This is a genomic window from Arthrobacter sp. W4I7 (genome assembly GCF_030816215.1).
GTDB classification, from domain to species: Bacteria; Actinomycetota; Actinomycetes; order Actinomycetales; family Micrococcaceae; genus Arthrobacter; species Arthrobacter siccitolerans_A.
In genome coordinates this window covers 3,688,012-3,713,627 of the sequence record NZ_JAUSXU010000001.1, presented here as the reverse complement: position 1 = coordinate 3,713,627, position 25,616 = coordinate 3,688,012, and the positions used below count along the sequence as shown (strand labels likewise).

Genomic DNA, 25,616 nt, shown 5'->3' with positions numbered 1-25,616 from the left:
TGTCAGCCGTGCTCGATGCCGTTCGGCTGCCAGGCACCGGTCACCAGGTAGGTGACTTTCTGCGCCACGGAGACGCCGTGGTCCGCAAACCGCTCGAAGTAACGGCTGGCCAGGGCCACGTCCACGGTAGTGGCGGGCGTCTCGTCCCAGTCCGGGGCCGCGATGGCCTTAAAGACGCTCAGGTGCAGATCGTTGATGGCGGTGTTTGCCTTAAGGATGTCCCGGGCCACCTCAAGGTCGCGGGTTTCCAGGAGAACCGTGAGCTTGTCCGCAATTTCCTGGTCCAGGTCCGCCATGCTCTTGAACGTCGCCGTCATTGATTCCGGGATAACGATCGAGGGGAAGCGGAGGCGGGCCAGCTGGGCGATGTGCCGGGCAAGGTCACCCATGCGCTCCAGTGAGGCGCTCATCCGCAGGGACCCCACGATCATCCGGAGGTCGCTGGCAACAGGGCCCTGCAGCACCAGGATGTCGATGGCCCGTTCGTCCAGGCTGTTCTGCAGGAAGTCGATGCGGGCGTCCGCAGCGATCACGTCCTGGGCAAGATCCACGTCCGCCACCTGGAACGAGGTGGTGGCCTTGACCATCGCCTCGCTGACCAGCCGGGAAATCTCCACCAGCTGGTCACCAACCTGGGTGAGCTCTTCCTGAAAAACCTTACGCACGTAGGCGTCCTTTCCTTGGAACTCCCGTGCCGCCCGCACCCGGACAGCAGGAATTCATGTCGCCGTTCGGCAGTCCAACTCGTTACTCTGCCAGTATCCGGTAAACGGTTGAGCCCCTGAAGATGAACGTTAGTTGAACCGTTGGCGCAGCAGGCCCGGACGTGCCGATGGCCGGTTACCAGCACATAAGGTGGAGCTGTGGATCCTATGCTCATCGGTCTCGTCGCCGGCCTCATTGGCCTGGCGCTCGGCACCTTCGGAGTGCTTGCCTCCAGGGTCAGCGAGAAGCAGCGGCAGCTACTGGACATCGACGCCGATGAGCTGGCATTGCCGGCCGGTGCAGCCGAGGTGCTGGCCGTCGTCGGACGCGCCTTTGTGGTGGTGGACGCGGTGGACGGTGTGGTCCGCGCCAGTCCCGCCGCCTACGCTTACGGGCTGGTCCGCGGGCACACGGTGGTCCACAAGGAACTGCTGGCCATGACGGCAGGAGTCCGGCGCGACGGCGTCATCCTCGAGAAGCAGCTGGAGGTGCCGCGGGGACCGTTGGGGCACGGCACCATCATTGTCCAGGTGCGCGCAGCCATGCTCGGTGAGGAATACATCCTCCTGCTGGCAGACGACCGCACGGAGATCACCCGCACCGAGGAAATCCGCAACGACTTTGTGGCCAACGTGTCCCACGAACTGAAGACTCCCGTTGGCGCCATTTCCCTGCTCGCCGAAGCACTGGAGTCCTCGGCCGATGACGAAGAGGCAGTGCGGCGGTTCGCCAAGCGCATGCATAAGGAGTCCGGCCGGCTCGCTGCCCTGGTCCAGGACATCATCGAACTGTCCCGGCTCCAGGGCGCCAGCGTCATGCAGGAGGGCCGCCCCGTTGACGTCAACGCGGTGATTGCGGAGGCGGTGGACCGTTCCCAGCTCCCGGCCGAAAGCAAGAACATCCGCATCGAGGTTGGCGGCCGGACCGAGGGAATGGTCTTCGGCGACCAGGACCTCCTGGTGACCGCGCTGCGCAACCTGATCGACAACGCCATCCGCTACTCCCCGGCGAACACCCGGGTAGGCATCGGCGTCCGCTCCAGGGACGGGCTGGTGTCGATCTCCGTGACGGACCAGGGGGAGGGACTCAGCGCCGAGGACCAGGAGCGCGTTTTCGAGCGTTTCTACCGCGTTGATGCGGCCCGCTCCCGCCACACGGGCGGCACAGGCCTGGGACTGAGCATCGTCAAACATGTCGCTTCCAACCACGGAGGGGAAGTCACCCTCTGGTCCCAGCCCGGCCAGGGTTCCACATTCACCCTCCGCCTTCCCGAGATGGAGGGCCAGGACGGCGAGGAAGTGCTTCCGCTGCCCGCAGTTCACAGTGCCGCAACGCAGGGGCCTGCACAGCCAAATGTCACCCAAGGATCACGCGCCGCAGGCGCAAAAGAACGAGGAGCCAACGCTTGAGCAGGATCTTGATTGTGGAGGACGAGGAATCGTTCAGCGATCCCTTGTCCTATTTGCTGGGTAAGGAAGGGTTCGAGGTGGAAGTGGTGGACAACGGACTGGACGCCATCACCGAATTCGACCGGAACGGAGCCGACCTTGTCCTGCTGGACCTCCAGCTTCCCGGGCTGTCCGGCACGGAGGTCTGCCGCCAGTTGCGCCAGCGCTCCACGGTCCCTGTGATCATGCTGACGGCCAAGGATGCCGAAATCGACAAGGTAGTGGGCCTCGAACTGGGCGCGGACGACTACATCACCAAGCCGTACTCGTCGCGTGAACTGGTGGCCAGGGTCAGGGCCGTACTGCGCCGCCAGGGCGAACCGGAGGAGCTGATCTCCTCCACTGTCCAGGCTGGGCCCGTGCGGATGGACATCGAACGGCACGTTGTGAGCGTGGGCGGCGAGCAGGTGCTGCTCCCGTTGAAGGAGTTCGAACTCCTGGAGATGCTCCTGCGCAACTCGGGCCGGGTGCTCACGCGCGGGCAGCTGATAGACCGCGTCTGGGGTTCGGACTACGTGGGCGACACCAAAACCCTCGATGTCCACGTCAAGCGGCTGCGCGGCAAGATTGAACCCGACCCCTCGGCGCCACGGTACCTGGTGACGGTCCGCGGGCTCGGTTACAAGTTCGAGCCGTAGCGCCTAAGGGCGCAGGCGGGACCGAAGGACAAACAAAAAGGGAGGGGCCGGCAGGCCCCTCCCTTTTCCATGCGTTGCCTGCAGGCGTTAGTGGCCGGTTCCGCTGGCGGAGGGCGAAGACGTTGCGCTTTCGGAAGCGGTCGATGACGTTGCGCTTTCGGAAGCGGTCGAAGACGGAGAAGCTGAGGTGCTGGCCGAAGGGGAGCTGCCGGCCGGCAGGTATTCCTTGTACTCCGGAAGTGTTGCGTCCACCACCGGCACCTTCACGGTGTTGCTGACGTTGGTGCCGTCTTCGGTGACCTTCACGTCAACGAGGGAGCCAGGGGCGCCGCCGCTGGTGCTCAGGATGGCTTCGTCCGAGCTTTCGTTCAGCAGCGTGTACGAGTTCGCCTTGACCGGAACTTCAGTCTGGGAGCCTTCGGCCCCGTTGAGCTTCAGCGTTACATCTTTGGAGGACGAGTTGTAGACAGCACCGATCACCCGTCCGGGCTCATCCTTGCCGGAAGAAACAATGAGGATGTTGCGCAGCTGGAGCGGGCCGAGGTCGGCGCGGATGCCGTCCGAAGCGGAGTACTGCCGGTTTGTCTGCTGGGGTGTGATGTATCCGCAGCCCGCCGTCAGCAGGCCGACGCTAAGGGCGGCCCCCGTCAGTGCCAGTTTGGCGCGTTGGGCCCGGTTCATCGCAGTGAAACGCACGTCACGTACTCCTCGAGAGTTTTGAAAAATTATTCAGCCATAGCCTAGCCGCAATCCCGGGCAAACGAGGATTCGGGAAGCGTCATAACACCCTTGGCAGCGCACCCGCGATGCACTATTATCCGCGTTCGTCAAGGGGTTGAAGGGGGTCGATTGTGCCGTTTTTCCGCGGATTTTCGCGGTTCCGGACCCTTTTGGCGGCCGGTCATATGCCTGAATCGTGATAAACTGGTCTGCGGGAAAGGGGAAATGTCCACATGGTATTTGAGGTCGGCGAGACAGTAGTTTACCCTCACCACGGTGCTGCGAAAATTGAAGAAATCAAGATGCGCACCATCAAGGGCGAAGAGAAGATGTATCTCAAGCTCAAGGTGGCTCAGGGTGATCTGACCATTGAAGTTCCAGCAGAGAATGTTGATCTTGTTGGCGTTCGGGACGTAGTGGGCAAGGAAGGCCTGGAGCACGTGTTTGATGTGCTTCGCGCCGAGTTCACCGAAGAGCCCACCAACTGGTCACGCAGGTACAAGGCAAATCTGGAGAAGCTTGCTTCCGGTGACGTCATCAAGGTAGCAGAGGTCGTCCGCGACCTGTGGCGCCGCGATCACGACCGGGGCCTTTCCGCAGGCGAAAAGCGCATGCTGGCCAAAGCCCGGCAGATTCTGATTTCAGAACTGGCCCTGGCTGAAAAGACCGACGAGGAGAAGGCTGCAAGCGTTCTCGACGAGGTTCTGGCTTCCTAAGAATTGAACCCCGGTGGCGCCCAAGTGCCGCCGGGGCTTCTTTTTGCCCGGATTCAGGTCCGGGCGGGGCAGGCTGCCGGGACGTAGGCTAGTCGGCATGAGTGAATCTCCCACCCGCCTTGTCACCGCCGTGATCCTGGTGGCCGCCGGCTCCGGGCAGCGGCTTGGCTACGGCATGCCCAAAGCTGCGGTTCCGCTGGGCGGCGAACCTATTCTCCTGCACGCCCTCAGGGGCATCGTCGGGTCCGGAGTCGCCAGCCAGGTCTGCATCGCGCTTCCAGCCGGCGATGACGCGCTCCGGCAGCTGTGCGAGGACTTCAGGGAGGAACTGGCCGACGGCGGCCCCCTCCTTTCAATGGTCGACGGCGGCGCCACCCGTGCCGACTCCGTCCGGGCCGGCATTGCTGCCCTGATGGACGGGATTGAGGCCGTGCTGGTCCACGACGCCGCCCGCGCTCTGACCCCCGAATCCGTCTTCCACCGGGTAACGGATGCCCTTGCGGCCGGCGCAGCCGCGGTGATTCCAGCCGTCCCGGTTGTGGATACCGTCAAGACCGTGGCTGCCACCACGGGAGAGGACAGCGCACTGGCGCCGGAGATTGTTACCGGCACCGCGCCCCGGGAGGAGCTGCGCGCGGTGCAGACGCCCCAGGGTTTCCAGCTCGGCACCCTCCTGAAAGCGCACGAGGCCGCCGGGACGCTGGACCGGCAGCAGTCCGCCGCCGTCACCGACGACGCCATGCTCGTGGAAATGCTGGGTACGCCCGTCCACGCCGTCCGCGGCTCCAGCCAGTCGCTGAAGATCACCACCCCGCTGGACCTGATCCTCGCCGAGGGACTGCTGGAAGGGCCCTTGGGCGCCCGCTGGGTGGAGGGCTAGCAGTGGATTTCACAATGGTGATTCTTCCCCGTACCGGAATCGGCCTCGACGTCCATGCCTACGCGGCCACTGACACACCCCGTCCGCTCTGGCTTGGCGGCCTCTATTGGGAGGGGGAGCGCGGCCTCGCCGGGCACTCCGACGGCGACCCTGTGGCCCACGCGGCGGCGGACGCCCTTTTTTCGGCAGCCGGCATCGGCGACCTCGGAACCCATTTTGGAACCAGCCGCCCCGAATTCGCCGGCGCGTCCGGGGTCACGTTGCTCGCGGAAGCGGCCCGGATCGTGCGGGCTGCCGGCTTTGAAATCGGCAATGTCGCAGTCCAGTTCGTAGCCAACCGGCCCAAGTTCGGCCCCCGCCGGGAGGAATCGCAACGGGTTCTCAGCGAGGCCGCCGGCGCGCCCGTCAGCGTCACGGCAACCACCAGCGACGGCCTGGGGTTCGCCGGCCGCGGGGAAGGCATCAGCGCCGTGGCCACCGCACTGGTGTATCCGAGCCAGTCCGGCGCCATCGGCTAATCTGGAGCGGTGACCCTGCGCTTCTATGACACTGCCTCCGCCGAAGTCCGGAACTTCGTCCCCCTCGTCGAGGGCAAGGCCAGCCTCTACTACTGCGGGGCGACGGTGCAGGGGATGCCCCACGTTGGCCACATCCGCTCCGCCATTGCGTTCGACCAGCTCACCCGCTGGCTCCAGTACCGCGGCCTCCGGGTCACCGTGGTCCGCAACGTCACTGACATCGACGACAAGATCCTGGCAAAGTCCGAGGCCTCGTTCGCGCCGGACTTCAGCCCGGAACCCGGCGAAGTGGCGGGGGAAGAATGGTGGGCCCTCGCCTACCGCTACGAGCAGGAATTCCTGAAGGCCTATGACGCCCTGGGCGTTTCCCGGCCCACTTACGAGCCCCGTGCCACGGGGCACATCCCGGAGATGCACGCGCTGATCCAGCAGCTGATCGACCGCGGGCACGCCTACCCGGCCCTGGACGACTCCGGGGACGTGTACTTTGACGTCCGTTCTTGGAGCAAATACGGCGCCCTCACGAGGCAGAACATCGACGACATGCAGGCAGCCCCGGACGCCGACCCGCGGGGGAAGAAGGATCCCCGCGATTTCGCGCTATGGAAGGGGTCGAAAGCCGGCGAACCGGCGACGGCGGGTTGGGCCTCCCCGTGGGGAACGGGACGGCCGGGCTGGCACCTTGAGTGCTCCGCCATGGTTACCAAGTACTTGGGCATCGAGTTTGATATCCATGGTGGCGGCCTGGACCTGCGGTTCCCGCACCATGAAAACGAGCTGGCCCAGTCCCAGGCGGCAGGTCACCCGTTCGCCAACTTCTGGATGCATAACGGCATGGTCACCTATGAGGGCGAAAAGATGTCCAAGTCCATCGGGAACACCGTCAGTCCTGCCGAGATGCTGGAGCTGGCCCCACCCCGGGTAGTCCGCTACTACCTCGGCCAGGCGCATTACCGCTCCGTCCTGGACTACCGCCCCACCTCCCTCCAGGAAGCCGCGGCCGCCGTCGAACGCATTGACGGGTTTATCGCCAAAGCTGCCGCCCGCTCCGGCGATGGCGCCGGGTCCGCGGGCAGCCCGGTGGCGGGGCCCTTTGGTTCGTCCGAGGAGGCAGTGCGTACGTTCTCCGAGGCGATGGACGACGACCTTAACGTTCCGCGCGCACTTGCGGCACTTCACGAGACCGTCCGCGCCGGGAACACGGCCCTCGCCGAAGGTGACGATGTCTCGGCCCGGGATGCGCTGAATGCTGTGACCACCATGACTGAGGTCCTCGGCCTCAATGCCGTGGCTGGTACCGATGCCGGCAACAGCAAGGAAGCAGCCGCCCTGGAGGTCCTGGTGCAGGCGCAGCTGGAAGCACGGGCTGCGGCGCGTGCGGACAAGAACTGGGCGGCATCGGACGCCATCCGGGACACGCTCAACCAGGCCGGCGTCGTGGTGGAGGACGGCCCGGACGGGGCAACCTGGACCCTGAAGCGGGACTAAGCCGCTCCACCGGCCGGGTACGTCAAAACCGTTGACCGCCGATTTTTCTTCGGTCAGTAGACTGGTAGGCAGACTCAGTCAGCACAATCAAGGGTGGAACACAATGGCCAACAATGGTCGCCGATCGGTTAAAGCGAAGAAGGGCCCAACCATCGGGACCGGTGGCCATGGCCGCAAGGCCCTGGAAGGCAAGGGACCCACGCCCAAGGCGGAGGACCGCCCGTACCACAAAGCACACAAGGCCAAGCAGCTCTCCGAGCGCTCCGCGGCCAAGCGCGGCACCGGGGCACGCAGCGCCGGTGCAGCAAAGTCCGGTCCCAAGGGGCGTGCCACCGAAGAAGTGGTCACGGGCCGGAACTCCGTGGTGGAGGCGCTCCGGGCAGGCATTCCCGCCAAAGCCCTGCACGTTGCCATCCGCATCGAAATGGACGACCGAGTTAAGGAATCCCTGAAGCTTGCCGCCGAGCGCGGCATCCCCCTGATGGAGACCGGCAAGCCTGAACTGGACCGGATGACGGACGACGCCGTCCACCAGGGCCTGGTGCTCCAGATTCCGCCCTACGAGTACCAGGACGCCTACGAGCTCGCCGAGGACACTGTGGCGAAGTGGAAGAAGGGCCACGTCGCCAACGCACCGCTCTTCGTCGCCCTGGACGGCATCACGGACCCCCGCAACCTGGGCGCGATCATCCGCTCCGTTTCCGCCTTCAGCGGCCACGGCGTGATCGTGCCGGAGCGCCGCTCAGTGGGCGTCACCGCCTCCGCCTGGAAGACCAGCGCCGGGGCGGCCGTGCGTGTTCCTGTGGCCCGCGCCTCCAACCTCAACAGCGCGTTGAAGCAGTTCAAGAACATGGGCATCTTTGTCCTGGGCCTGGACGGCGACGGCGACGTGTCACTTCCCGACCTGACGCTCGCCACCGAACCGGTGTGCATTGTGGTGGGTTCGGAAGGCAAGGGCCTCAGCCGGCTAGTCCGCGAAAACTGCGACCAGATCGTGTCGATCCCCATTGACTCGGCCATGGAATCCCTGAACGCCTCCATGGCCGTGGGCATCTCACTGTACGAAGTGTCCCGCCAGCGCGCGGCAAAATAGCAGGTCCGGTGGCGGCTAGGATTTAGATGATGGCCATGCCGCTTTTTGACACTGCTGCGTCCACCACGGACGCCTCTATGGCGCTTCCGCTCGGTGTCAGTGTCCCGCGCCCGGATGTGGCCCGGGTTGGTCTAACGAGCAACGGAAAGGCATCCGCGGCGCAGGCCAACGTGGCCTGCTACGCCCCGGGTGTCCGCAACCTGGAAATTGTCTACAAGGCTCCCGGCGGCGATTGGCGTGTCCAAGCACTGCCCAATGTGAGCCAGGGCGTCCATCACGGGTTGGTGGACAACCTGCCGTACGGCTCGCGGTATGGCTTCCGTGAAGCAGCGGCGGGGCATTCCCTGCCGGTGGCTGTGCCCGCGGGTGGCATTGACGACGACGGCCGGCAGCCGCTGCTGCTGGACCCCTATGGCCGTGCGGTGGACCAGTCTGACGGTTTCCTGACGAGCGTACGGATGGCCGGCGACTTCGACTGGGGGCAGGACGCGCGGCTGAAGCTGCCGTGGCGGGACACCATCGTTTATGAGGCGCATGTCCGCGGGCAGAGCATGCTCCACCCGGACGTGCCCGAAGAGCTCCGCGGAACGTACGCCGGCCTGGCACACCCTGCCATCCTGGAGCACCTCAAAAGCCTCGGCATCACGTCCGTCCAGCTGCTGCCCGTGCACTTCCACCTGGATGAGCCGCACCTGCAGGACCTGGGCCTGACCAATTACTGGGGTTACAACACCGCCGCCTTTTTCGCCCCGCACCCCGGCTACGCCACCAAGGCTGCGCAGGAAGCCGGCCCCCAGGCTGTCCAGGATGAGTTCAAGGGCATGGTCAAGGCGCTGCATGGCGCCGGGCTGGAAGTCATCCTCGATGTGGTCTACAACCACACGGCTGAGGGCGGCGCCGATGGCCCGGCGATCAGCTTCCGCGGCCTGGGGGAGGACAAGTACTACCGCACCGACGGGCACGGCAAGTACGTGGACACCACCGGCTGCGGCAACAGCCTGGACTTTTCCCAGCCCCGTGTGGTCCAGCTGGTCCTGGACTCCTTGCGGCACTGGGTGGATGAGTTCCACATCGACGGCTTCCGGTTTGACCTGGCAGTGACGCTCTGCCGGAATGCGGCCAACGAGTTCGATCCGAAGCACCCGTTCCTGGTTGATATCGCAGCGGATCCGGTTTTGGCCGATGTGAAGCTTATTGCCGAACCTTGGGATGTGGGTTACGGCGGCTGGCAGACGGGGCGGTTCCCGGCGGGCTGGGCGGACTGGAATGATCATTTCCGGGACGCCGTGCGCTCCTTCTGGCTGGCCGACCGGGCTGCCCTGGAGTCCGGCGGCCAGGGTGGTTCGGTTTCCAGGCTCGCGGACGTCCTGTCCGGTTCCGCGGCCCTCTTTGCCGCCTCCGGTCGTTCCCGCCTGGCCTCGCTGAATTACATCGCCTCCCACGACGGCTTCACCATGAATGATCTCGTTTCCTATGACCGGAAGCACAACGAGGCCAACGGCGAGCAGAACCGGGACGGGCACGGCGACAACCGCAGCTACAACCACGGTTTCGAAGGCCCCACCGAGGACGGCCTGGTCCTGGCCAGGCGTGCGCAGTCGCGCCGCAACCTCATGGCCTCGCTGATGGTTTCCCTGGGCGTCCCTATGATCACGGCCGGCGACGAACTGGCGCGGACGCAGCAGGGTAACAACAACGCCTATTGCCAGGACAACGCCATCGCCTGGCTGGACTGGACCAGGACGCCGGAATCGCATGAGATGCTCCGGAGCACCAAGCGGTACATCCGCCTGCGCAAGGAGTTCCTGGCCGCACAGCCCAGCGACTTCCCGGTGCGGGACGAACAGTCCTACCTCTACTGGTTCGACCAGGCCGGCCAGCCCATGTCCATGGAACGCTGGCACGATCCGCAGGACCGTGTCATGCAGCTCCTGCTCGGCTCCGACGACGGCACCCTGGCCGGCCTAGTGGTGGTGAACGGCAGTACGTCCGACGTGGAGATCACCCTGCCCCGGATCATTGCGGAGGGCGCTCCGCACCGGATGTTCGAGCTGCGTCTGACCACCTCGCCGCTGTATGAGCTCCGGCAGGGGATCCGGGTTTCGTCGGGGGAGAAGGACCTCGTCGAAGCCAACTCGATGAACATTTACCGCACGTAGTCCACCGGAGAACAACACCATGCGCAACCGCAACACCCTGTCCTTGCTGCTGGGTGCGCTCCTGGTGCTGGTGCTGCTGGCGTTCGGCGGCACCGGCGTCCTGGGCCAGCTGACGCAAAGTACGACGCCGGGGGGCACCTCGAGCGCCGAGGCCCCGCCCTCGACCCTCACGTCTTCTGTGCCGGCGCCGCCTGTGTCCCAAGCGGCGCCACCTGAAGCGTCCGCGCGTGGGAACCCGTCGGACCTGTCGGAGGTGCGTGAGTCAGAGCTTCCTGCCGAAGGCCGCGGCACCCTCGCCCTGATCCGGGCCGGGGGTCCCTTCCGTTACAGTCAGGACGGCCAGCCGTTTGGGAACTTCGAGCGGATCCTGCCGCGGAAGGACCGGGGCTACTACCGGGAGTACACCGTGCCCACGCCGGACGAATCAGACCGTGGAGCCCGGCGCATCGTGGCCGGCAACGGCGGGGAGAAGTACTACACGGATGATCACTACGGGACATTTCGATTCATAGCGGAAGGCAGTTAGGCGAAACCATGAAGATCTATTCCGGTGAGACCTGGACCTTGGAAGAGCTGCAGGAACAGGTGGTGGACGCCGGGCGCCGCAGCCTGGTGGTCCCGGCCGCGGACAGCCGGAAGGCCGTCCTGGAAACCTTCGGGGAGGTCCTCAACTTCCCGGAACACTACGGGGTCAACCTGGATGCGCTGAACGATTCCCTGCACGACTTCGCGGACAGCATCACGGACAACGGCAACCCCCCGGTCACGGTCCTCTGGCAGGTGGCCGCGCCGTTCCGCGGCGACCGGTCCTTCGGGATCATCTGCGAGATCCTCCAGGACGCCGAGCGCTATGCCGGCAAGGACCTGGCCGTTACCGCGGTCCTGCTCTGAACCCAGCCTGCTCTGAACCGGTCCTGCTCTGAACCCAGCCTGCTCTGAACCGGTCCTGCTCTGAACCCAGCCTGCTCTGAACCGGTCCTGCTCTGAACCCAGCCTGCTCTGAACCGGTCCTGCTCTGAACCGGTCCTGCTCTGAACCCTTCCCGCCTTTAGCCGCGTTCCTCTTGCCGGGTGTAGGTTTCCAGCAGATCCAAGGCCCGGCCGCCGCCGTCCTCCCCGGCAAGGGCCTTACGCATGCTCTCCGCCTTCTCCTTGCCGCCCGGGAAGGGCGGCAGCAGCGGGACCTCGGGGTCAGTCAGAACGTCAATCACCACCGGCCGGTCTGCCGCGAAAGCGCGCTCCCAGGCATCCGCAAGCAGCTCAGGATCTTCCACCCGGATCCCGGTAAAGCCCAGCAGTTCGGCGTATCCGGCGAACGGAAAGTCCGGAAGCTCCTGGCTATCCTTGAACCGCGGTTCGCCCTCGGACTCGCGCTGCTCCCACGTGACTTCGGTAAGCTCCCGGTTGTTGAAGACGCAGACGATGAACCGGGGGTCCTGCCACTGCCGCCAGCGGTGGGCCACCGTCACCAGTTCGGCGATCCCCGCCATCTGCATCGCGCCGTCCCCGGCCAGCGCCACCAGCGGCCGGTCCGGGTGCGCAAGCTTCGCCGCGATGCCGTACGGGATGGAGCAGCCCATGCTGGCCAGCGTGCCGGACAGGTGGGCCGGAACACCGGGCGGAAGCACCAGTTGGCGGGCGTACCAGTAAACGCAGCTGCCGACGTCGACACTTATCTGGGCATTGGCCGGCAGCCTGCCATTTAGTTCCCGCACCACCCGCTCCGGGTTCACCGGACTGGCCGGCACGGCGGCGCGTTCCTCCGCCAGGGCGCGCCAGCGGACCACTTCCTGTTCGACGTCGTCCCGCCACTGTCCGCGGGAACGGGCCGTCAGCCGGGAGCTGAGCGCCTGGAGTGCGGCTGCCGCGTCGCCGGCAAGTCCCACTTCAACGGGGTACCGGTTGCCGATCTTCCGTTCGTCGATGTCGATCTGGACTGCGCGGGCGGCGCCAGGCGGGGGATAAAACTCCGTCCAGGGATCGTTCGATCCCACGATCAGCAGGGCGTCGCAGTTGCCCAGCAGGTGCGCGCTGGCCGTGGTGCCCAAATGTCCCATCGTGCCCACGGCGAACGGCAGGGTCTCGTCCACGTACGGCTTGCCCAAGAGGCTGGTGGCAATCCCGGCACCAAGCTGTTCCGCGATGGCCACCACTTCGGCGCCGGCATGCCGGGCGCCCTGGCCAACGAGAAGTGCCACCTTCTCCGCACCGTTAAGGATCGCGGCGGCGGCGTCCAGGTCTTCAGTGCGCGGGGTCTTGGCTGATGTGCTCCAGGACGGGGCGGTGACCACAACGCCGTGTTCCTGCTGCAGCTCCGGCGCGGGTGCGGACTGGATGTCGTGGGGCAGGATCACCACGCACGGGGATGAGGTGGCCTTTGCCGTCCGGAAGGCACGGTCCAGGACCATGGGCAGCTGCTCCGGGGCGTTGACCTGCTGCACGAACTGGGCGGCAACGTCCTTGAAGAGTACGGTGAGCTCGATTTCCTGCATGTAAGCCGAGCCCAGCACCGTCCGGCTTTGTTGCCCCACGATTGCCACCACCGGCACACCGTCGAGCTTTGCGTCGTAGAGGCCGTTCAGCAGGTGGACGGCCCCAGGTCCCTGGGTGGAGGTGACTACTCCCACCCCGCCGGTGTACTTCGCGTGGCCCACCGCCATAAAGGCCGCGGTTTCCTCGTGCCGGGCCTGAACGAATTCCACGCGGCCTCCGGCCCGGCGGAGGGCGCCCATAAAACCGTTGATCCCGTCGCCGCTGTAACCGAAAACACGGCTGACGCCCCATGTTTCCAGCCGTTCCACAACCAGGTCTGCCACGGTGCGGTCGTTCATGGTTCCTCCTGCTGCGTTCAGCCCTGCGGGTCGGGCTTAGGTCTTACGCGTTGACGATCAGTCCCAGTTCGGCCTTGGACGCGAGCGCGTCATGCTGCGGCAGTACACGCACGGTGTAGCCGAAGGACCCTGAGCGGTCGATCACCAGGGAGCCGCTGAACAGGTGCCGGCCGCTGCCAAGGTCTTCCTGGACCTTGAGTTCCATCACGGTGATCTCTGCCAGCGTGTCGCTTTCCTCGGCCCGGCCGTAGGCTACTTCCACGCTCACGTCCTCGGGAGTGAGGCTGTGCAGGGCCACGTAGGCGTTGACCTGGAGCGTGTCGCCGATCTGCGGGTCTTCGGAAACACCCACCGAGTCAACGTGCTCCACATGCACGTGAGGCCAGGCGGAGCGGACGTTTGCCGTCCAGGTTGCGAGGCTGCGCGCCTGCGAGTACGAGTTCGCGCCGGCACTCCGGCCTGCCTCCGCCGCCGGGCGGTAGAGGGTGTTCACATAGTCGCGCAGCATGCGCTCGGCCGAAACCTGCGGCCCAAGGTGCGAAAGCGTGTGCTTGATCATTGATACCCAGTGTGTGGGCACCTTCTCTGTGGCCGACGTCGTGGACGGACCTGCGGCCCCCGCGTCTTCGGACACCGTGTTGCCGTAGAAGCGCGGAGCAACCTGGGTCTCAAGGAGCTCGTAGAGGGCCGCGGCCTCGATATCGTCACGTTCGTCCGGCGACGCGCCGTTGTTGGCGGTGGGAATCGCCCAGCCGTTCTCGCCGTCGTACATCTCATCCCACCAGCCGTCCATGACGGAAAGGTTCAGCGAGCCGTTCAGGGCGGCCTTCATGCCGGACGTTCCGCAGGCCTCAAGCGGCCGGAGCGGGTTGTTCAACCACACGTCGCAGCCCGGGAACAGGGTGCGTGCCATCGCGATGTCGTAATTCGGCAGGAAGGCGATGCGGTGGCGGACCTCAGGATCATCCGTGAAGCGGACCAGGTCCTGGATCATCTTCTTGCCGGCATCGTCAGCGGGGTGGGACTTGCCGGCAATGACCAGCTGGATGGGGTGTTCCTTGTGCAGGAGCAGTGCCTTGAGCCGTTTGGGCTCGCGCAACATCAGGGTGAGGCGCTTGTACGTGGGAACACGGCGGGCGAACCCGATGGTGAGCACGTCCGGGTCCAGCACGTTGTCCGTCCAGCCCAACTCGGCGTCGGCGGCCCCGCGCTTCTTCCAGGCGGCGCGCAGCCGCTTGCGGACGTCCTCCACCAGGGCGGCGCGCATTTCGCGGCGCAGCGCCCAGACATCGGCGTCGCTGACGTTATAGGCGAGGTCCCAGCGGCCGTGGGCTTCCGCTTCGCTGCCGAACTGGTCCCGGGCGAGCTTGGAAATCCGGCTGTCCACCCAGGTGGGCACGTGCACGCCGTTGGTCACGGACGTGATGGGCACCTCGGAGTGGTCGAACCCGGGCCACAGGGCCGAGAACATGCCGCGCGACACTTCACCGTGCAACTTCGCCACGCCGTTCGCCCGCTGGGCCAGCCGGAGGCCCATCACTGCCATGTTGAATACTGATGGGTTGCCGTCGGCGTAGTTTTCCCGGCCCAGTTCCAGGATCCGGTCCACGGGCACGGCCGGTGCCAGGCCAGCCTGGAAGAAATGGTGGATCTGGGCGATTTCGAACCGGTCAATGCCCGCGGGCACCGGCGTATGGGTGGTGAAGACGGTGGAGGCGCGGCCGGCCGCCAGTGCCTCATCAAAGGTGAGCTTCTCGTCCCCGGCCATCAGTTCCTGAATGCGTTCGATGCCCAGGAAACCGGCATGGCCCTCATTGGTGTGGAACACCTCCGGGGCTACAGTCCCCGTCAGCTTCTGGAATGCGCGGAGTGCCTTGACCCCGCCCATGCCCAGCAGGAGTTCCTGCTGCAGCCGGTGGTCCCCGCCGCCGCCGTAGAGGCGGTCGGTGATGCTGCGGGCCGCTTCGTCATTGCCAGGGACGTTGGAATCCAGGAGCAACAGCGGGACACGCCCGACGTCGGCACGCCAGATGTGAGCCAGCAGGCGGCGGTTGTTGGGAAGGGGCAACGAGACCTGCAGCGGCCGGCCGTTGCCGTCCGGGGAAGGCTCGCGGAGGAGGGTCAGCGGCAATCCGTCCGGATCCAGGACCGGGTACGTTTCCTGCTGCCAGGCGTCGCGGGAGAGTGACTGCTTAAAGTATCCGGCCTGGTACAGCAGGCCAACACCGATCAGGGGCACGCCCAGGTCCGACGCCGCCTTCAGATGGTCGCCGGCCAGGATGCCCAGGCCGCCGGAGTACTGCGGAAGGACTTCGGTGATGCCGAACTCGGGGGAGAAGTAGGCAATCGCAGCCGGCGCGTCCGGGCCCAGGCCCTGATACCAGCGCGGCTCCTCAAGGTACCGGTCAAGATCTTCTTCGGCGGCCCGGACGCGTTCCACCACGGACTGGTCCGCGGCAAGCTGCTGCAGCTCTTCGCGGCTGACCAGGCCCAGGAAGCCGACGGGATCCTCGCCGCTTTCGGTCCAGAGGCGGGGGTTCAGCCCGGCAAAGAGATCACGGGTGGGACGGTGCCATGACCAGCGTAAATTGCTGGCCAGCCGGGCCAGCGGGCGGATCGGCTCAGGGAGGACTGTACGGACCGTAAATCTGCGGATTGCCTTCACCTGCGTCACACTAACGGACAACATGCACAGCCGGAACCAGCTTTGGGTTTCTTTTGGGTAAATGACTGTTGGCGTCCAGGAAATGACGCGAACTGCAACAAAATTAGTGAGCAGGCTTAGCAATCTCCGTCATTTCTCGCTAACGTCGAGGCTGTGACGACTAACTCAGGAACCAGGGCCGTATTGGACAATAAGCCGAAGGGCCGCATCACTGACGGCCTGCGGTTTGGACGTTTTCCCATCACCGCCGTAGAGCCGGTGGTCGAGGGAGGAAAGTTCCCCGCGAAGGCCCTGCCCGGCGAGGGAATAGTCGTTGGAGCCACGGCATTCCGGGAAGGGCATGACCAGCTTGGGGTCAGCGCCGTGCTCCTGGATCCGGAAGGCAACGAACGCCAGCGCGTGCGGCTCGCAGCCCCCCGCGGGGAACGCGGCATGGGAACGGACCGCTGGGAAGGCATCCTCACGCCGTCGGACGTTGGCAACTGGTCCTTCGTCATCGAAGCCTGGCACGACCGCTACGGCACCTGGCACCACAACGCCGAGGTGAAGGTGGCCGCCGGAATTGACGTGGAGCTGATGCTCGCCGAGGGTGCGGCCCTGCTGGGTGAAGCGTCCGAGGACGGCTCCCGCAGCGAGGCGGACAGGGCAACGCTGCGCTGGGTCGCCGAGCGGCTGGCCGACGGCTCCCTCAGCCCGGAGGAGCGGCTCGCCGCCGGGTTCAGCCAGGGAGTGGCCGTCATCGTGGGGCGCGAGCCCATCCGCGAACTGGTGACAGTCTCCGAGCAGTTCCCGCTGCTGGTGGAGCGCGACCTCGCCGGCCGCGGCGCCTGGTACGAATTCTTCCCCCGCTCCGAAGGCGCCGTCCGCGACCACGAAACGGGGACGTGGACCTCCGGCAACTTCCGCACCGCCGCCAACCGCCTCGACGCCGTTGCCGCCATGGGCTTCGACGTCCTGTACATGCCGCCCATCCACCCCATCGGCATCCAGCACCGCAAAGGTCCCAATAACACCCTGATCGCCGGTCCCAACGATCCCGGTTCGCCGTGGGCCATTGGCGCCAAGGAGGGCGGCCACGATGCCATCCATCCGGATCTGGGCACGTTCGAGGACTTTGACGCTTTTGTGGCCCGGGCCAACGAACTCGGCCTCGAGGTGGCCCTGGACCTGGCGCTGCAGGCCGCACCGGACCACCCCTGGGTCCAGTCGAACCCGGAATGGTTCACCACCCGCGTGGACGGCAGCATTGCCTATGCCGAAAACCCGCCCAAGAAGTACCAGGATATTTATCCGCTGAATTTCGATAATGATCCGGAAGGCCTCTCCAACGAAATTCTCCGCATTGTCCTGCTGTGGGTCAGCCACGGGGTCAAGATATTCCGCGTGGATAACCCGCATACCAAACCGGTGTGGTTCTGGGAGTGGCTCATCGAACAGGTGAACAAAGAAGTTCAGGGCGTCGTCTTCCTCGCTGAAGCCTTCACCCGCCCGGCCATGATGCACGCGCTGGGCCGCGCGGGCTTCCAGCAGTCCTACACCTACTTCACCTGGCGCAATACCAAGAAGGAGATTACGGAGTACTTCACAGAAGTCAGCCATGAGTCGTCAGCCTTCTTCCGGCCCAACTTCTTTGTGAACACCCCGGACATCCTGACCGAATACCTCCAGTTCGGCGGCCCGGCGGCCTTCAAGATCAGGGCTGCGCTGGCTTCCACGGCAAGCCCGCTGTGGGGCGTGTACGCCGGCTACGAGCTGTACGAGCACGTGGCCCGGCCGGGCGCCGAGGAGTATATCGACAACGAAAAGTTCGAGTACAAAGCCCGCGACTGGGATGCCGCGGACCGTTCCGGGCGTACCCTGGCCCCGTACATCACCAGGCTGAACGCCGTGCGGCACGCGCACCCTGCCCTGCAGGACCTGCAGAACCTGACAGTGCATTACAGCACTGACGATTCCACCGTTGTCTACTCCAAGCACAAGACGCTCCCCGACGGATCCAAGGACACCATCATTGTGGTGGTGAACATCGATCCCCACGTCACCAAGGAGTGCAGCGTCTCGCTGGACCTCGCGGCCCTGGAACTGGACCCGGATGACCTCACGGCGAACGGCGGCTTCTATGTGGACGACCTCATTTCCGGGGAAAGCTGGGAATGGGGCGAGTTCAACTACGTCCGGCTCGACCCGCACATTGAGCCCGCGCACATCCTGAGTGTCAGGAGAGCGCATCAGTGAGTTTTAATCCGCAAAGCTCGGGCCAGCACTTCACGCCGAAGAGCACCTTCGAACTGAATGCGCCAGGCCTGCAGCACGATCCTCTGTGGTACCGGAAGGCCGTTTTCTACGAGGTCCTCGTCAGAGCTTTTGCGGATTCCAACGGTGACGGCTCCGGAGATTTCTCGGGCCTCATCGACAGGCTTGACTACCTGCAGTGGCTGGGCGTCGACTGCCTCTGGCTGCCCCCGTTCTTCCAGTCGCCGCTGCGCGACGGCGGCTACGACATTTCCGACTACAACTCGGTGCTGGACGAGTTTGGCACCATCACCGACTTCAAGCGGCTGGTGGCCGAAGCGCATGCCAGGGGTGTGCGGGTCATCATCGACCTGCCCCTGAACCACACCTCCGACCAGCACCCCTGGTTCCAGGAATCGCGGAAGGACCCGGACGGCCCGTTCGGCGACTTCTACGTCTGGAGCGACACCGACGAGAAGTACCAGGACGCCCGGATCATCTTCGTGGACACCGAGGAATCTAACTGGACCTTCGACCCCATCCGCCGGCAGTTTTTCTGGCACCGGTTCTTCAGCCACCAGCCGGACCTGAATTTTGAGAACCCCAAGGTTATCGAGGCCCTGTTCGACGTGGTGCGTTTCTGGCTGGACCAGGGGATCGACGGATTCCGCGCGGACGCCATCCCGTACCTCTTTGAGGAGGAGGGCACCAACTGCGAGAACCTCCCCGCCACCCACGACTTCCTTCGGAAGCTGCGGACCATGGTGGACGAGAGCTACCCCGGGCGCGTCATCATTGCCGAAGCCAACCAGCCGCCCAACGAGGTGGTGGAGTACTTTGGCACGGAAGAGCAGCCCGAGTGCCATATGGCCTTCCATTTCCCGATCATGCCGCGCCTGTACTACGCCCTCCGGGACCAGAAGGCAGCGCCCATCATCGAGACGATGCAGGACACGCCGGACATTCCCGAGGGCGCACAGTGGGGCACCTTCCTGCGGAACCACGACGAACTGACCCTGGAAATGGTCACCGCCGATGAGCGCGCAGCCATGCTGGGCTGGTATGCGCCGGATCCGCGGATGCGGGCCAACATCGGAATCCGCCGCCGGCTCGCGCCCCTCCTGGACAATTCGCGGGCGGAGATCGAACTGATCAACGCCCTGCTCCTATCGCTTCCCGGCAGCCCGTTCCTGTACTACGGGGACGAAATCGGCATGGGGGACAACATCTGGCTTGAGGACCGCGACGCCGTCCGCACACCCATGCAGTGGAACCCGGACCGGAACGCGGGCTTCTCCAACGCAGACCCCGGCAAGCTGTACCTGCCGGTGATCCAGTCGCTGGTCTATAACTACAACATGGCCAACGTCGAGGCTGAGGCTGCGCACTCGGGCTCCCTGCTCCGCTGGACCCGGCAGATCCTCAGCGTCCGCAGGAACCATCCGGCTTTCGGCCTCGGTACTTTCAAGCACGTCGAGGCCGACCATGACGCCGTCGTGGCATACCTCCGGGAGTTGCCGAACGGCAACTCCGCGGGGGTGGACGGTGAAACAGTCCTGTGTGCCTTCAACCTCTCGCAGCATCCAGTGGCCGCCAGGCTGCGCGTTCCCGACTACGCCGGGCGCGGCCTTCGGGATGTGTTCGGCGGCCAGCCATTTCCTGGCATCAACGAGGACGGGACGCTGACGCTGACCCTGGGCAGCCACGATTTCTTCTGGCTGCGCGTCCGGTCGGCAGCGTCCAATCCTTCGTCCCCCTATACGCAGGCAATGCCGATCCTCTCGATTGAGAACTGACATGAACCAGCCCATCCTTACTCCCGCCCTGACCGCGCTGCTTCAGGAATGGCTTCCGAGGCAACGCTGGTTCCCCGTCAAGACACCCGGCTTCGAGGTGGCCCAGGCGGGCAGCCTGGGGCTGGAGGATCCTTCCGGCCATGCGGCGCTCGCAGTGTTCCTGCTGAAGGTCACCACCAAGGGGGCCGACGGCGGCCGGCGCACCGAAGTGGTGCAGGTCCCCTTGAGTTTCCGGCCGGCACCGGCGGCGGGCATGGAACGGGCGCTCATCGGTGAAGCCGCGGGAACGGATCCTTCCAGGCCCTGGGTCTACGACGCAGTGCACGATCCGGACTTTGTGGGGGCGTGGCTTGAACTGATGCGCGGCGGGGAGAAAGCGCCCAGCAGCACGGCCGCCGGGTTCCGCAGTCCGGGGGACCACAAGCTGCCCACCGCCCGGGGCGTGGTCAAAGTCCTTTCGGGGGAGCAGTCCAACACTTCAGTGATCGTGGACGACGGCGAAGCTGCCACTATCGTGAAGTTCTTCCGCGTCCTGTCAGAAGGGACCAACCCCGAAGTCGAGGTGGGGGCCGCCCTCACCTCTGCGGGTACTGCTGAAGTCCCGGCCACGCTCGGCTGGGTCCGCGGCGAGTGGCTGGCGCAGGGCGTCCCTTCCCCGGATGGCACTGCTACGGGTTCCCGGCACGCGGAGGGGGAGTTGGCCGTAGCGCATGAGTTCCTGGCCGGCGGGCTTGATGCCTGGCGCCTTGCTGTTGATGCGGCGCGGTCCGGAACCGACTTTACGGCGGAGGCGCGCGCCCTCGGCGCCGCCACCGCAACGGTGCACCGCCGGCTGGCCGAAGCACTTGGCCAATCCAAGGAGGCCGAGCCCGGCAAGGTGATCGCGCCGGGAGTAGCCCAGCGGGTCCGGCAGGCCTGGGCGGAAGCCGCCTCCGCCGTCGGGCCTTACGACGCAGCCCTGGACAACCTGCTGGACGGGCTCGACGGCGTCCCTGCAGGTCCGCTGCAGCGGATCCACGGAGACCTCCACCTGGGCCAGATCCTCCAGGTGCCCGGGCAGGCCGGACAACCGCCCCGGTGGGCAATCCTCGACTTTGAAGGCGAACCGCTGCGTCCCATCGCCGAAAGGAATTTCCCCGACGTTCCCCTCCGCGACGTGGTGGGGATGCTGCGGTCCTTCGACTATGCGGCAGGGGCCGCGCAGCGCGAGCAGGAAGGCGCGCAGGTGCCCGCCTCCTGGGTTGACGGTTGCGCCGGCGCGTTCCTTGCCGGCTATGCGGAGGTCACGCCCGGCACCGTGGACAAGGACTCGCCCCTCTTTGTGGCATTGTGGCTGGACAAGGCACTCTACGAAGTAGTTTATGAAATGCGTAACAGGCCCGACTGGCTGGCGATCCCCGTGAACGCCGCCAGGCGGCTCCTCAGCGGTAACGGCGCCGGCGACCAGGCCGGGGCAGCATCGGAAGGTAACGAAATGACAGGCTCAGCACGAACCGACCATCCGGGGGTGCCGCTGCATGTGGATGCAGGCATCCTTGGCAGGATCGCGAACGGCGAACACCACGCCCCCCACTCCGTCCTTGGCGCGCACCTCGACGACTACGGCCACGTCACCATCCGTACCGTGAAGCATCTGGCCGAATCCGTCACCGTGATTACCGCCGCGGGTGAAATCCCGATGGAACATGAGGCCCACGGTGTCTGGGTGGCCGTGATGGAACCCCTGCAGCAGGGCCACGTCCCGGACTACCGCCTGGCCGTCACCTACCCGGCTGCCGAACCCGTCACCGTGGACGAGCCGTACCGGTACCTGCCCACCGTGGGTGAAGTGGACCTTCACCTCATCGGCGAAGGCCGGCACGAGAAGCTGTGGCAGGTGCTGGGCGCGCACGTCCAGCACTACAAGTCCTCACTCGGCGACGTGGACGGCGTGTCCTTTGCCGTCTGGGCGCCCAACGCCCAGGCCGTGCGGATCAAGGGCGATTTCAACGCCTGGGACGGGCGCGAGAATTCGCTCCGCTCCCTCGGCTCCTCCGGGGTCTGGGAAATCTTCATTCCGGGTGTAACAGCGGGGGCGTGCTACAAATTCGAGATCCGCACCAGGTCCGGCTACTGGGTGGAAAAAGCCGATCCTCTCGCCTTCGGAACCGAGGTCCCGCCGCTGACGGCCTCGCGGGTTGTGGAGCCCTCGTACGCCTTCAAGGACGACGAGTGGATGGAGGCCCGGGCCAAGCGGGATCCGCACAACTCGGCCATGAGCGTCTACGAAGTGCACCTCGGTTCCTGGCGCCTGGGGCTGGGCTACAAGGAACTGGCCAAGGAACTGGTGGACTACGTCAAGTGGCTGGGGTTCACCCACGTGGAGTTCATGCCGGTGGCAGAGCACCCCTTCGGCGGCTCGTGGGGCTACCAGGTCACCTCGTACTTCGCACCCACCTCCCGGTTCGGCCACCCGGACGAATTCCGGTTCCTGGTGGACGCACTCCACCAGGCCGGGATCGGTGTCCTGCTGGACTGGGTGCCCGCGCACTTCCCGAAGGACGCCTGGGCCCTGGCCCAGTTCGACGGCGAGCCACTCTATGAGCATGCAGATCCTTCCCTGGGTGAACACCCGGACTGGGGCACGCTGATCTTCGACTTCGGCCGGACCGAGGTCCGCAACTTCCTCGTGGCCAACGCGCTGTACTGGCTGGAGGAGTTCCACATCGACGGCCTGCGCGTGGATGCGGTAGCTTCCATGCTCTACCTGGACTACTCCCGTGAGGAGGGGCAGTGGCGGCCCAACCGCTTCGGCGGCCGGGAGAACCTGGAAGCGATCTCCTTCCTCCAGGAAGTGAACGCCACGGTGTACAAGACGCACCCCGGAGCCGTGATGATCGCGGAAGAATCCACGGCTTTCCCGGGCGTGACTGCTCCCACCGCGCACGGCGGCCTGGGGTTCGGCCTGAAGTGGAACATGGGCTGGATGCACGACTCCCTCAAATACGCCTCCGAGGACCCGGTCAACCGCAAGTGGCACCACGGCACCGTCACGTTCTCCCTGGTCTACGCCTTCACTGAGAACTTCCTGCTGCCCATCAGCCACGATGAGGTAGTCCACGGCAAGGGCTCCATGCTCCGGAAGATGCCCGGCGACCGTTGGCAGCAACTGGCCAACCTGCGCGCCTTCCTGGCATACCAGTGGGCCCACCCCGGCAAGCAGCTCATTTTCATGGGCACGGAATTCGGGCAGGAAGCGGAATGGTCCGAACAGCACGGGCTCGACTGGTGGCTTGCGGATATTCCGGCCCACAAGGGAATCCAGCTGCTGACCAAGGACCTCAACGAGCTCTACGCCTCCACGCCGGCGCTCTACAGCCGCGATAACGAACCGGGCGGCTTCCAGTGGATCAACGGGGGAGACGCAGACCGCAACGTCCTGTCGTTCCTCCGCTGGGACAAGGAGGGCAACCCCCTGGTCTGTGCCATCAACTTCTCCGGCGCACCGCATGCCGGCTACACACTCGGAGTCCCGGAGGCCGGTGCCTGGACTGAGGTGCTTAACACCGATGCCACCACCTACGGCGGATCCGGTGTGCTCAACAACGGTGAACTGAAGGCGACCGGGGAGGGGCAGGACGGACAGCCGGCCACGCTGAGCGTCACCTTGCCGCCGCTGGGTGCTGCGTACTTCAAGCCGGCGGCGCCGACCGCCGGCTGACCCTCGGTTTATTAGTGGCGGGAAGGGCCCGGGATCCTTGTGATTCCGGGCTTTTTCGTGGCCAGATACCCTACCCAGAGGCGCTGCGGGCAGGGCCGGTTGGCCATCCCGGAAGAGTAGTGGTAGAGTTTATTTCCGCGCTGCTCCACGGAGTCAGACGGAAAAACCGACCCTCAAACCTCAAGTTGATGAGGGTCGCGGACGCCGGTTTGACAAGTGAGAAGCCAGCCGGTAAGTTTGAAAAGTTGCTCCGGAGCGATCCTGAATGTTTGGTTTGGGTGGTGTCGGGTGTGTCTGTTGTTTGAGAACTCAATAGTGTGCCAAGTTTGTTGATACCGATTTTTTATTAAATTGGTTGGATTTGCCGGGCTGCCCGCCCCTGTGGGTGGTCTGGTTTTTACAGCTGGTTTCAAATTTTGTGCAGCTTTTGGTCCCGTTTTCCCGGGGCTGGGGGTTGTGTCTGTTTTTCTTCAACGGAGAGTTTGATCCTGGCTCAGGATGAACGCTGGCGGCGTGCTTAACACATGCAAGTCGAACGATGATCTCCAGCTTGCTGGGGGGATTAGTGGCGAACGGGTGAGTAACACGTGAGTAACCTGCCCTTAACTCTGGGATAAGCCTGGGAAACTGGGTCTAATACCGGATATGACTGATCATCGCATGGTGGTTGGTGGAAAGCTTTTTTGTGGTTTTGGATGGACTCGCGGCCTATCAGCTTGTTGGTGAGGTAATGGCTCACCAAGGCGACGACGGGTAGCCGGCCTGAGAGGGTGACCGGCCACACTGGGACTGAGACACGGCCCAGACTCCTACGGGAGGCAGCAGTGGGGAATATTGCACAATGGGCGCAAGCCTGATGCAGCGACGCCGCGTGAGGGATGACGGCCTTCGGGTTGTAAACCTCTTTCAGTAGGGAAGAAGCGAAAGTGACGGTACCTGCAGAAGAAGCGCCGGCTAACTACGTGCCAGCAGCCGCGGTAATACGTAGGGCGCAAGCGTTATCCGGAATTATTGGGCGTAAAGAGCTCGTAGGCGGTTTGTCGCGTCTGCCGTGAAAGTCCGGGGCTCAACTCCGGATCTGCGGTGGGTACGGGCAGACTAGAGTGATGTAGGGGAGACTGGAATTCCTGGTGTAGCGGTGAAATGCGCAGATATCAGGAGGAACACCGATGGCGAAGGCAGGTCTCTGGGCATTAACTGACGCTGAGGAGCGAAAGCATGGGGAGCGAACAGGATTAGATACCCTGGTAGTCCATGCCGTAAACGTTGGGCACTAGGTGTGGGGGACATTCCACGTTTTCCGCGCCGTAGCTAACGCATTAAGTGCCCCGCCTGGGGAGTACGGCCGCAAGGCTAAAACTCAAAGGAATTGACGGGGGCCCGCACAAGCGGCGGAGCATGCGGATTAATTCGATGCAACGCGAAGAACCTTACCAAGGCTTGACATGAACCGGAAACGCCTGGAAACAGGTGCCCCGCTTGCGGTCGGTTTACAGGTGGTGCATGGTTGTCGTCAGCTCGTGTCGTGAGATGTTGGGTTAAGTCCCGCAACGAGCGCAACCCTCGTTCTATGTTGCCAGCACGTGATGGTGGGGACTCATAGGAGACTGCCGGGGTCAACTCGGAGGAAGGTGGGGACGACGTCAAATCATCATGCCCCTTATGTCTTGGGCTTCACGCATGCTACAATGGCCGGTACAAAGGGTTGCGATACTGTGAGGTGGAGCTAATCCCAAAAAGCCGGTCTCAGTTCGGATTGGGGTCTGCAACTCGACCCCATGAAGTCGGAGTCGCTAGTAATCGCAGATCAGCAACGCTGCGGTGAATACGTTCCCGGGCCTTGTACACACCGCCCGTCAAGTCACGAAAGTTGGTAACACCCGAAGCCGGTGGCCTAACCCCTTGTGGGAGGGAGCTGTCGAAGGTGGGACTGGCGATTGGGACTAAGTCGTAACAAGGTAGCCGTACCGGAAGGTGCGGCTGGATCACCTCCTTTCTAAGGAGCACCTACGGATTGTTCATGCCATG

Annotated in this window: 17 protein-coding genes and 1 rRNA gene; 14 read left to right on the top strand and 4 right to left on the bottom strand. The window is 64.7% G+C overall.

The window, feature by feature from the left end; all coding sequences use genetic code 11:
* Nucleotides 1–2 precede the first annotated feature (2 nt).
* Nucleotides 3–665, bottom strand: coding sequence for a phosphate signaling complex protein PhoU (gene phoU / locus QF047_RS16695; RefSeq protein ID WP_307279360.1), 663 nt, complete (start codon nt 663–665; stop codon nt 3–5).
* 207 nt (nt 666–872) lie between these two features.
* Between phoU and QF047_RS16690 the strand changes: the two genes are divergently transcribed.
* Together QF047_RS16690 and QF047_RS16685 are read left to right on the top strand one after the other, a co-directional pair.
* Nucleotides 873–2,114, top strand: a complete 1,242-nt coding sequence (locus tag QF047_RS16690) for a cell wall metabolism sensor histidine kinase WalK (RefSeq protein WP_307282017.1) — start codon at nt 873–875, stop codon at nt 2,112–2,114.
* Nucleotides 2,111–2,791 (top strand): response regulator transcription factor, encoded by a 681-nt coding sequence (locus tag QF047_RS16685; RefSeq protein WP_307279357.1) that lies wholly within the window; start codon nt 2,111–2,113, stop codon nt 2,789–2,791. Before QF047_RS16690 ends, QF047_RS16685 begins: the two co-directional genes overlap by 4 nt.
* Nucleotides 2,792–2,878: 87 nt before the next feature.
* On the opposite strand, the gene QF047_RS16680 is transcribed toward QF047_RS16685, so the two are convergent.
* Nucleotides 2,879–3,472, bottom strand: a complete 594-nt coding sequence (locus tag QF047_RS16680) for a hypothetical protein (RefSeq protein WP_307282016.1) — start codon at nt 3,470–3,472, stop codon at nt 2,879–2,881.
* A gap of 272 nt (nt 3,473–3,744) precedes the next feature.
* Here QF047_RS16680 and QF047_RS16675 point away from each other — a divergent pair, with 272 nt between their 5' ends.
* The 8 genes from QF047_RS16675 (at nt 3,745) to QF047_RS16640 (ending at nt 11,256) form a co-directional block, all read left to right on the top strand.
* Nucleotides 3,745–4,227, top strand: coding sequence for a CarD family transcriptional regulator (locus tag QF047_RS16675; protein WP_011690592.1), 483 nt, complete (start codon nt 3,745–3,747; stop codon nt 4,225–4,227).
* 97 nt (nt 4,228–4,324) lie between these two features.
* Entirely contained in the window at nt 4,325–5,107 is a 783-nt protein-coding gene (gene ispD, locus QF047_RS16670; protein WP_307279352.1) for a 2-C-methyl-D-erythritol 4-phosphate cytidylyltransferase, read from the top strand.
* 14 nt (nt 5,108–5,121) lie between these two features.
* Complete coding sequence (gene ispF, locus QF047_RS16665) at nt 5,122–5,625, top strand: 2-C-methyl-D-erythritol 2,4-cyclodiphosphate synthase (RefSeq protein ID WP_307279349.1); 504 nt, start codon at nt 5,122–5,124, stop codon at nt 5,623–5,625.
* A gap of 9 nt (nt 5,626–5,634) precedes the next feature.
* Nucleotides 5,635–7,113, top strand: a complete 1,479-nt coding sequence (cysS, locus tag QF047_RS16660) for a cysteine--tRNA ligase (RefSeq protein ID WP_307279346.1) — start codon at nt 5,635–5,637, stop codon at nt 7,111–7,113.
* 103 nt (nt 7,114–7,216) lie between these two features.
* Nucleotides 7,217–8,206: a 23S rRNA (guanosine(2251)-2'-O)-methyltransferase RlmB gene (rlmB, locus tag QF047_RS16655; RefSeq protein ID WP_306638127.1), complete on the top strand. Its 990-nt coding sequence runs from the start codon at nt 7,217–7,219 to the stop codon at nt 8,204–8,206.
* A 29-nt stretch (nt 8,207–8,235) separates the two neighbouring features.
* Nucleotides 8,236–10,365, top strand: coding sequence for a glycogen debranching protein GlgX (glgX, locus tag QF047_RS16650; protein ID WP_307282013.1), 2,130 nt, complete (start codon nt 8,236–8,238; stop codon nt 10,363–10,365).
* Between the two features lie 19 nt (nt 10,366–10,384).
* Nucleotides 10,385–10,891, top strand: a complete 507-nt coding sequence (locus QF047_RS16645; protein ID WP_307279342.1) for a ribonuclease domain-containing protein — start codon at nt 10,385–10,387, stop codon at nt 10,889–10,891.
* 8 nt (nt 10,892–10,899) lie between these two features.
* Entirely contained in the window at nt 10,900–11,256 is a 357-nt protein-coding gene (locus QF047_RS16640; RefSeq protein WP_306638130.1) for a barstar family protein, read from the top strand.
* A 157-nt stretch (nt 11,257–11,413) separates the two neighbouring features.
* On the opposite strand, the gene QF047_RS16635 is transcribed toward QF047_RS16640, so the two are convergent.
* Together QF047_RS16635 and glgP are read right to left on the bottom strand one after the other, a co-directional pair.
* Nucleotides 11,414–13,195, bottom strand: coding sequence for a thiamine pyrophosphate-requiring protein (locus QF047_RS16635; RefSeq protein ID WP_307279339.1), 1,782 nt, complete (start codon nt 13,193–13,195; stop codon nt 11,414–11,416).
* A 43-nt stretch (nt 13,196–13,238) separates the two neighbouring features.
* Nucleotides 13,239–15,860, bottom strand: coding sequence for an alpha-glucan family phosphorylase (gene glgP / locus QF047_RS16630; RefSeq protein ID WP_307279337.1), 2,622 nt, complete (start codon nt 15,858–15,860; stop codon nt 13,239–13,241).
* A gap of 153 nt (nt 15,861–16,013) precedes the next feature.
* On the opposite strand from glgP, the gene QF047_RS16625 reads away from it, so the two are divergent.
* From QF047_RS16625 to QF047_RS16610, 4 genes are all read left to right on the top strand, one after another.
* Entirely contained in the window at nt 16,014–18,095 is a 2,082-nt protein-coding gene (locus tag QF047_RS16625; RefSeq protein WP_307279334.1) for an alpha-1,4-glucan--maltose-1-phosphate maltosyltransferase, read from the top strand.
* Nucleotides 18,092–19,888 (top strand): maltose alpha-D-glucosyltransferase, encoded by a 1,797-nt coding sequence (gene treS / locus QF047_RS16620; protein WP_307279331.1) that lies wholly within the window; start codon nt 18,092–18,094, stop codon nt 19,886–19,888. The genes QF047_RS16625 and treS overlap by 4 nt, the downstream gene beginning before the upstream one ends.
* A 1-nt stretch (nt 19,889) precedes the next feature.
* Nucleotides 19,890–23,588 (top strand): 1,4-alpha-glucan branching enzyme, encoded by a 3,699-nt coding sequence (locus QF047_RS16615; RefSeq protein WP_307279329.1) that lies wholly within the window; start codon nt 19,890–19,892, stop codon nt 23,586–23,588.
* Nucleotides 23,589–24,058: 470 nt separating this feature from the next.
* A 16S ribosomal RNA gene (locus QF047_RS16610) occupies nt 24,059–25,584 on the top strand.
* Nucleotides 25,585–25,616 lie beyond the last annotated feature (32 nt).

Excerpts from the sequence above, each read along its gene's own strand:
- QF047_RS16615 (WP_307279329.1), top strand. The coding sequence starts at position 19,890 with ATGAACCAGCCCATCCTTACTCCCGCCCTGACCGCGCTGCTTCAGGAA.
- glgX (WP_307282013.1), top strand. The coding sequence starts at position 8,236 with ATGGCCATGCCGCTTTTTGACACTGCTGCGTCCACCACGGACGCCTCT.
- rlmB (WP_306638127.1), top strand. The coding sequence starts at position 7,217 with ATGGCCAACAATGGTCGCCGATCGGTTAAAGCGAAGAAGGGCCCAACC.
- QF047_RS16645 (WP_307279342.1), top strand. The coding sequence starts at position 10,385 with ATGCGCAACCGCAACACCCTGTCCTTGCTGCTGGGTGCGCTCCTGGTG.
- QF047_RS16635 (WP_307279339.1), bottom strand. The coding sequence starts at position 13,195 with ATGAACGACCGCACCGTGGCAGACCTGGTTGTGGAACGGCTGGAAACA.
- QF047_RS16680 (WP_307282016.1), bottom strand. The coding sequence starts at position 3,472 with ATGAACCGGGCCCAACGCGCCAAACTGGCACTGACGGGGGCCGCCCTT.
- QF047_RS16690 (WP_307282017.1), top strand. The coding sequence starts at position 873 with ATGCTCATCGGTCTCGTCGCCGGCCTCATTGGCCTGGCGCTCGGCACC.
- QF047_RS16640 (WP_306638130.1), top strand. The coding sequence starts at position 10,900 with ATGAAGATCTATTCCGGTGAGACCTGGACCTTGGAAGAGCTGCAGGAA.
- ispF (WP_307279349.1), top strand. The coding sequence starts at position 5,122 with ATGGTGATTCTTCCCCGTACCGGAATCGGCCTCGACGTCCATGCCTAC.
- ispD (WP_307279352.1), top strand. The coding sequence starts at position 4,325 with ATGAGTGAATCTCCCACCCGCCTTGTCACCGCCGTGATCCTGGTGGCC.
- QF047_RS16675 (WP_011690592.1), top strand. The coding sequence starts at position 3,745 with ATGGTATTTGAGGTCGGCGAGACAGTAGTTTACCCTCACCACGGTGCT.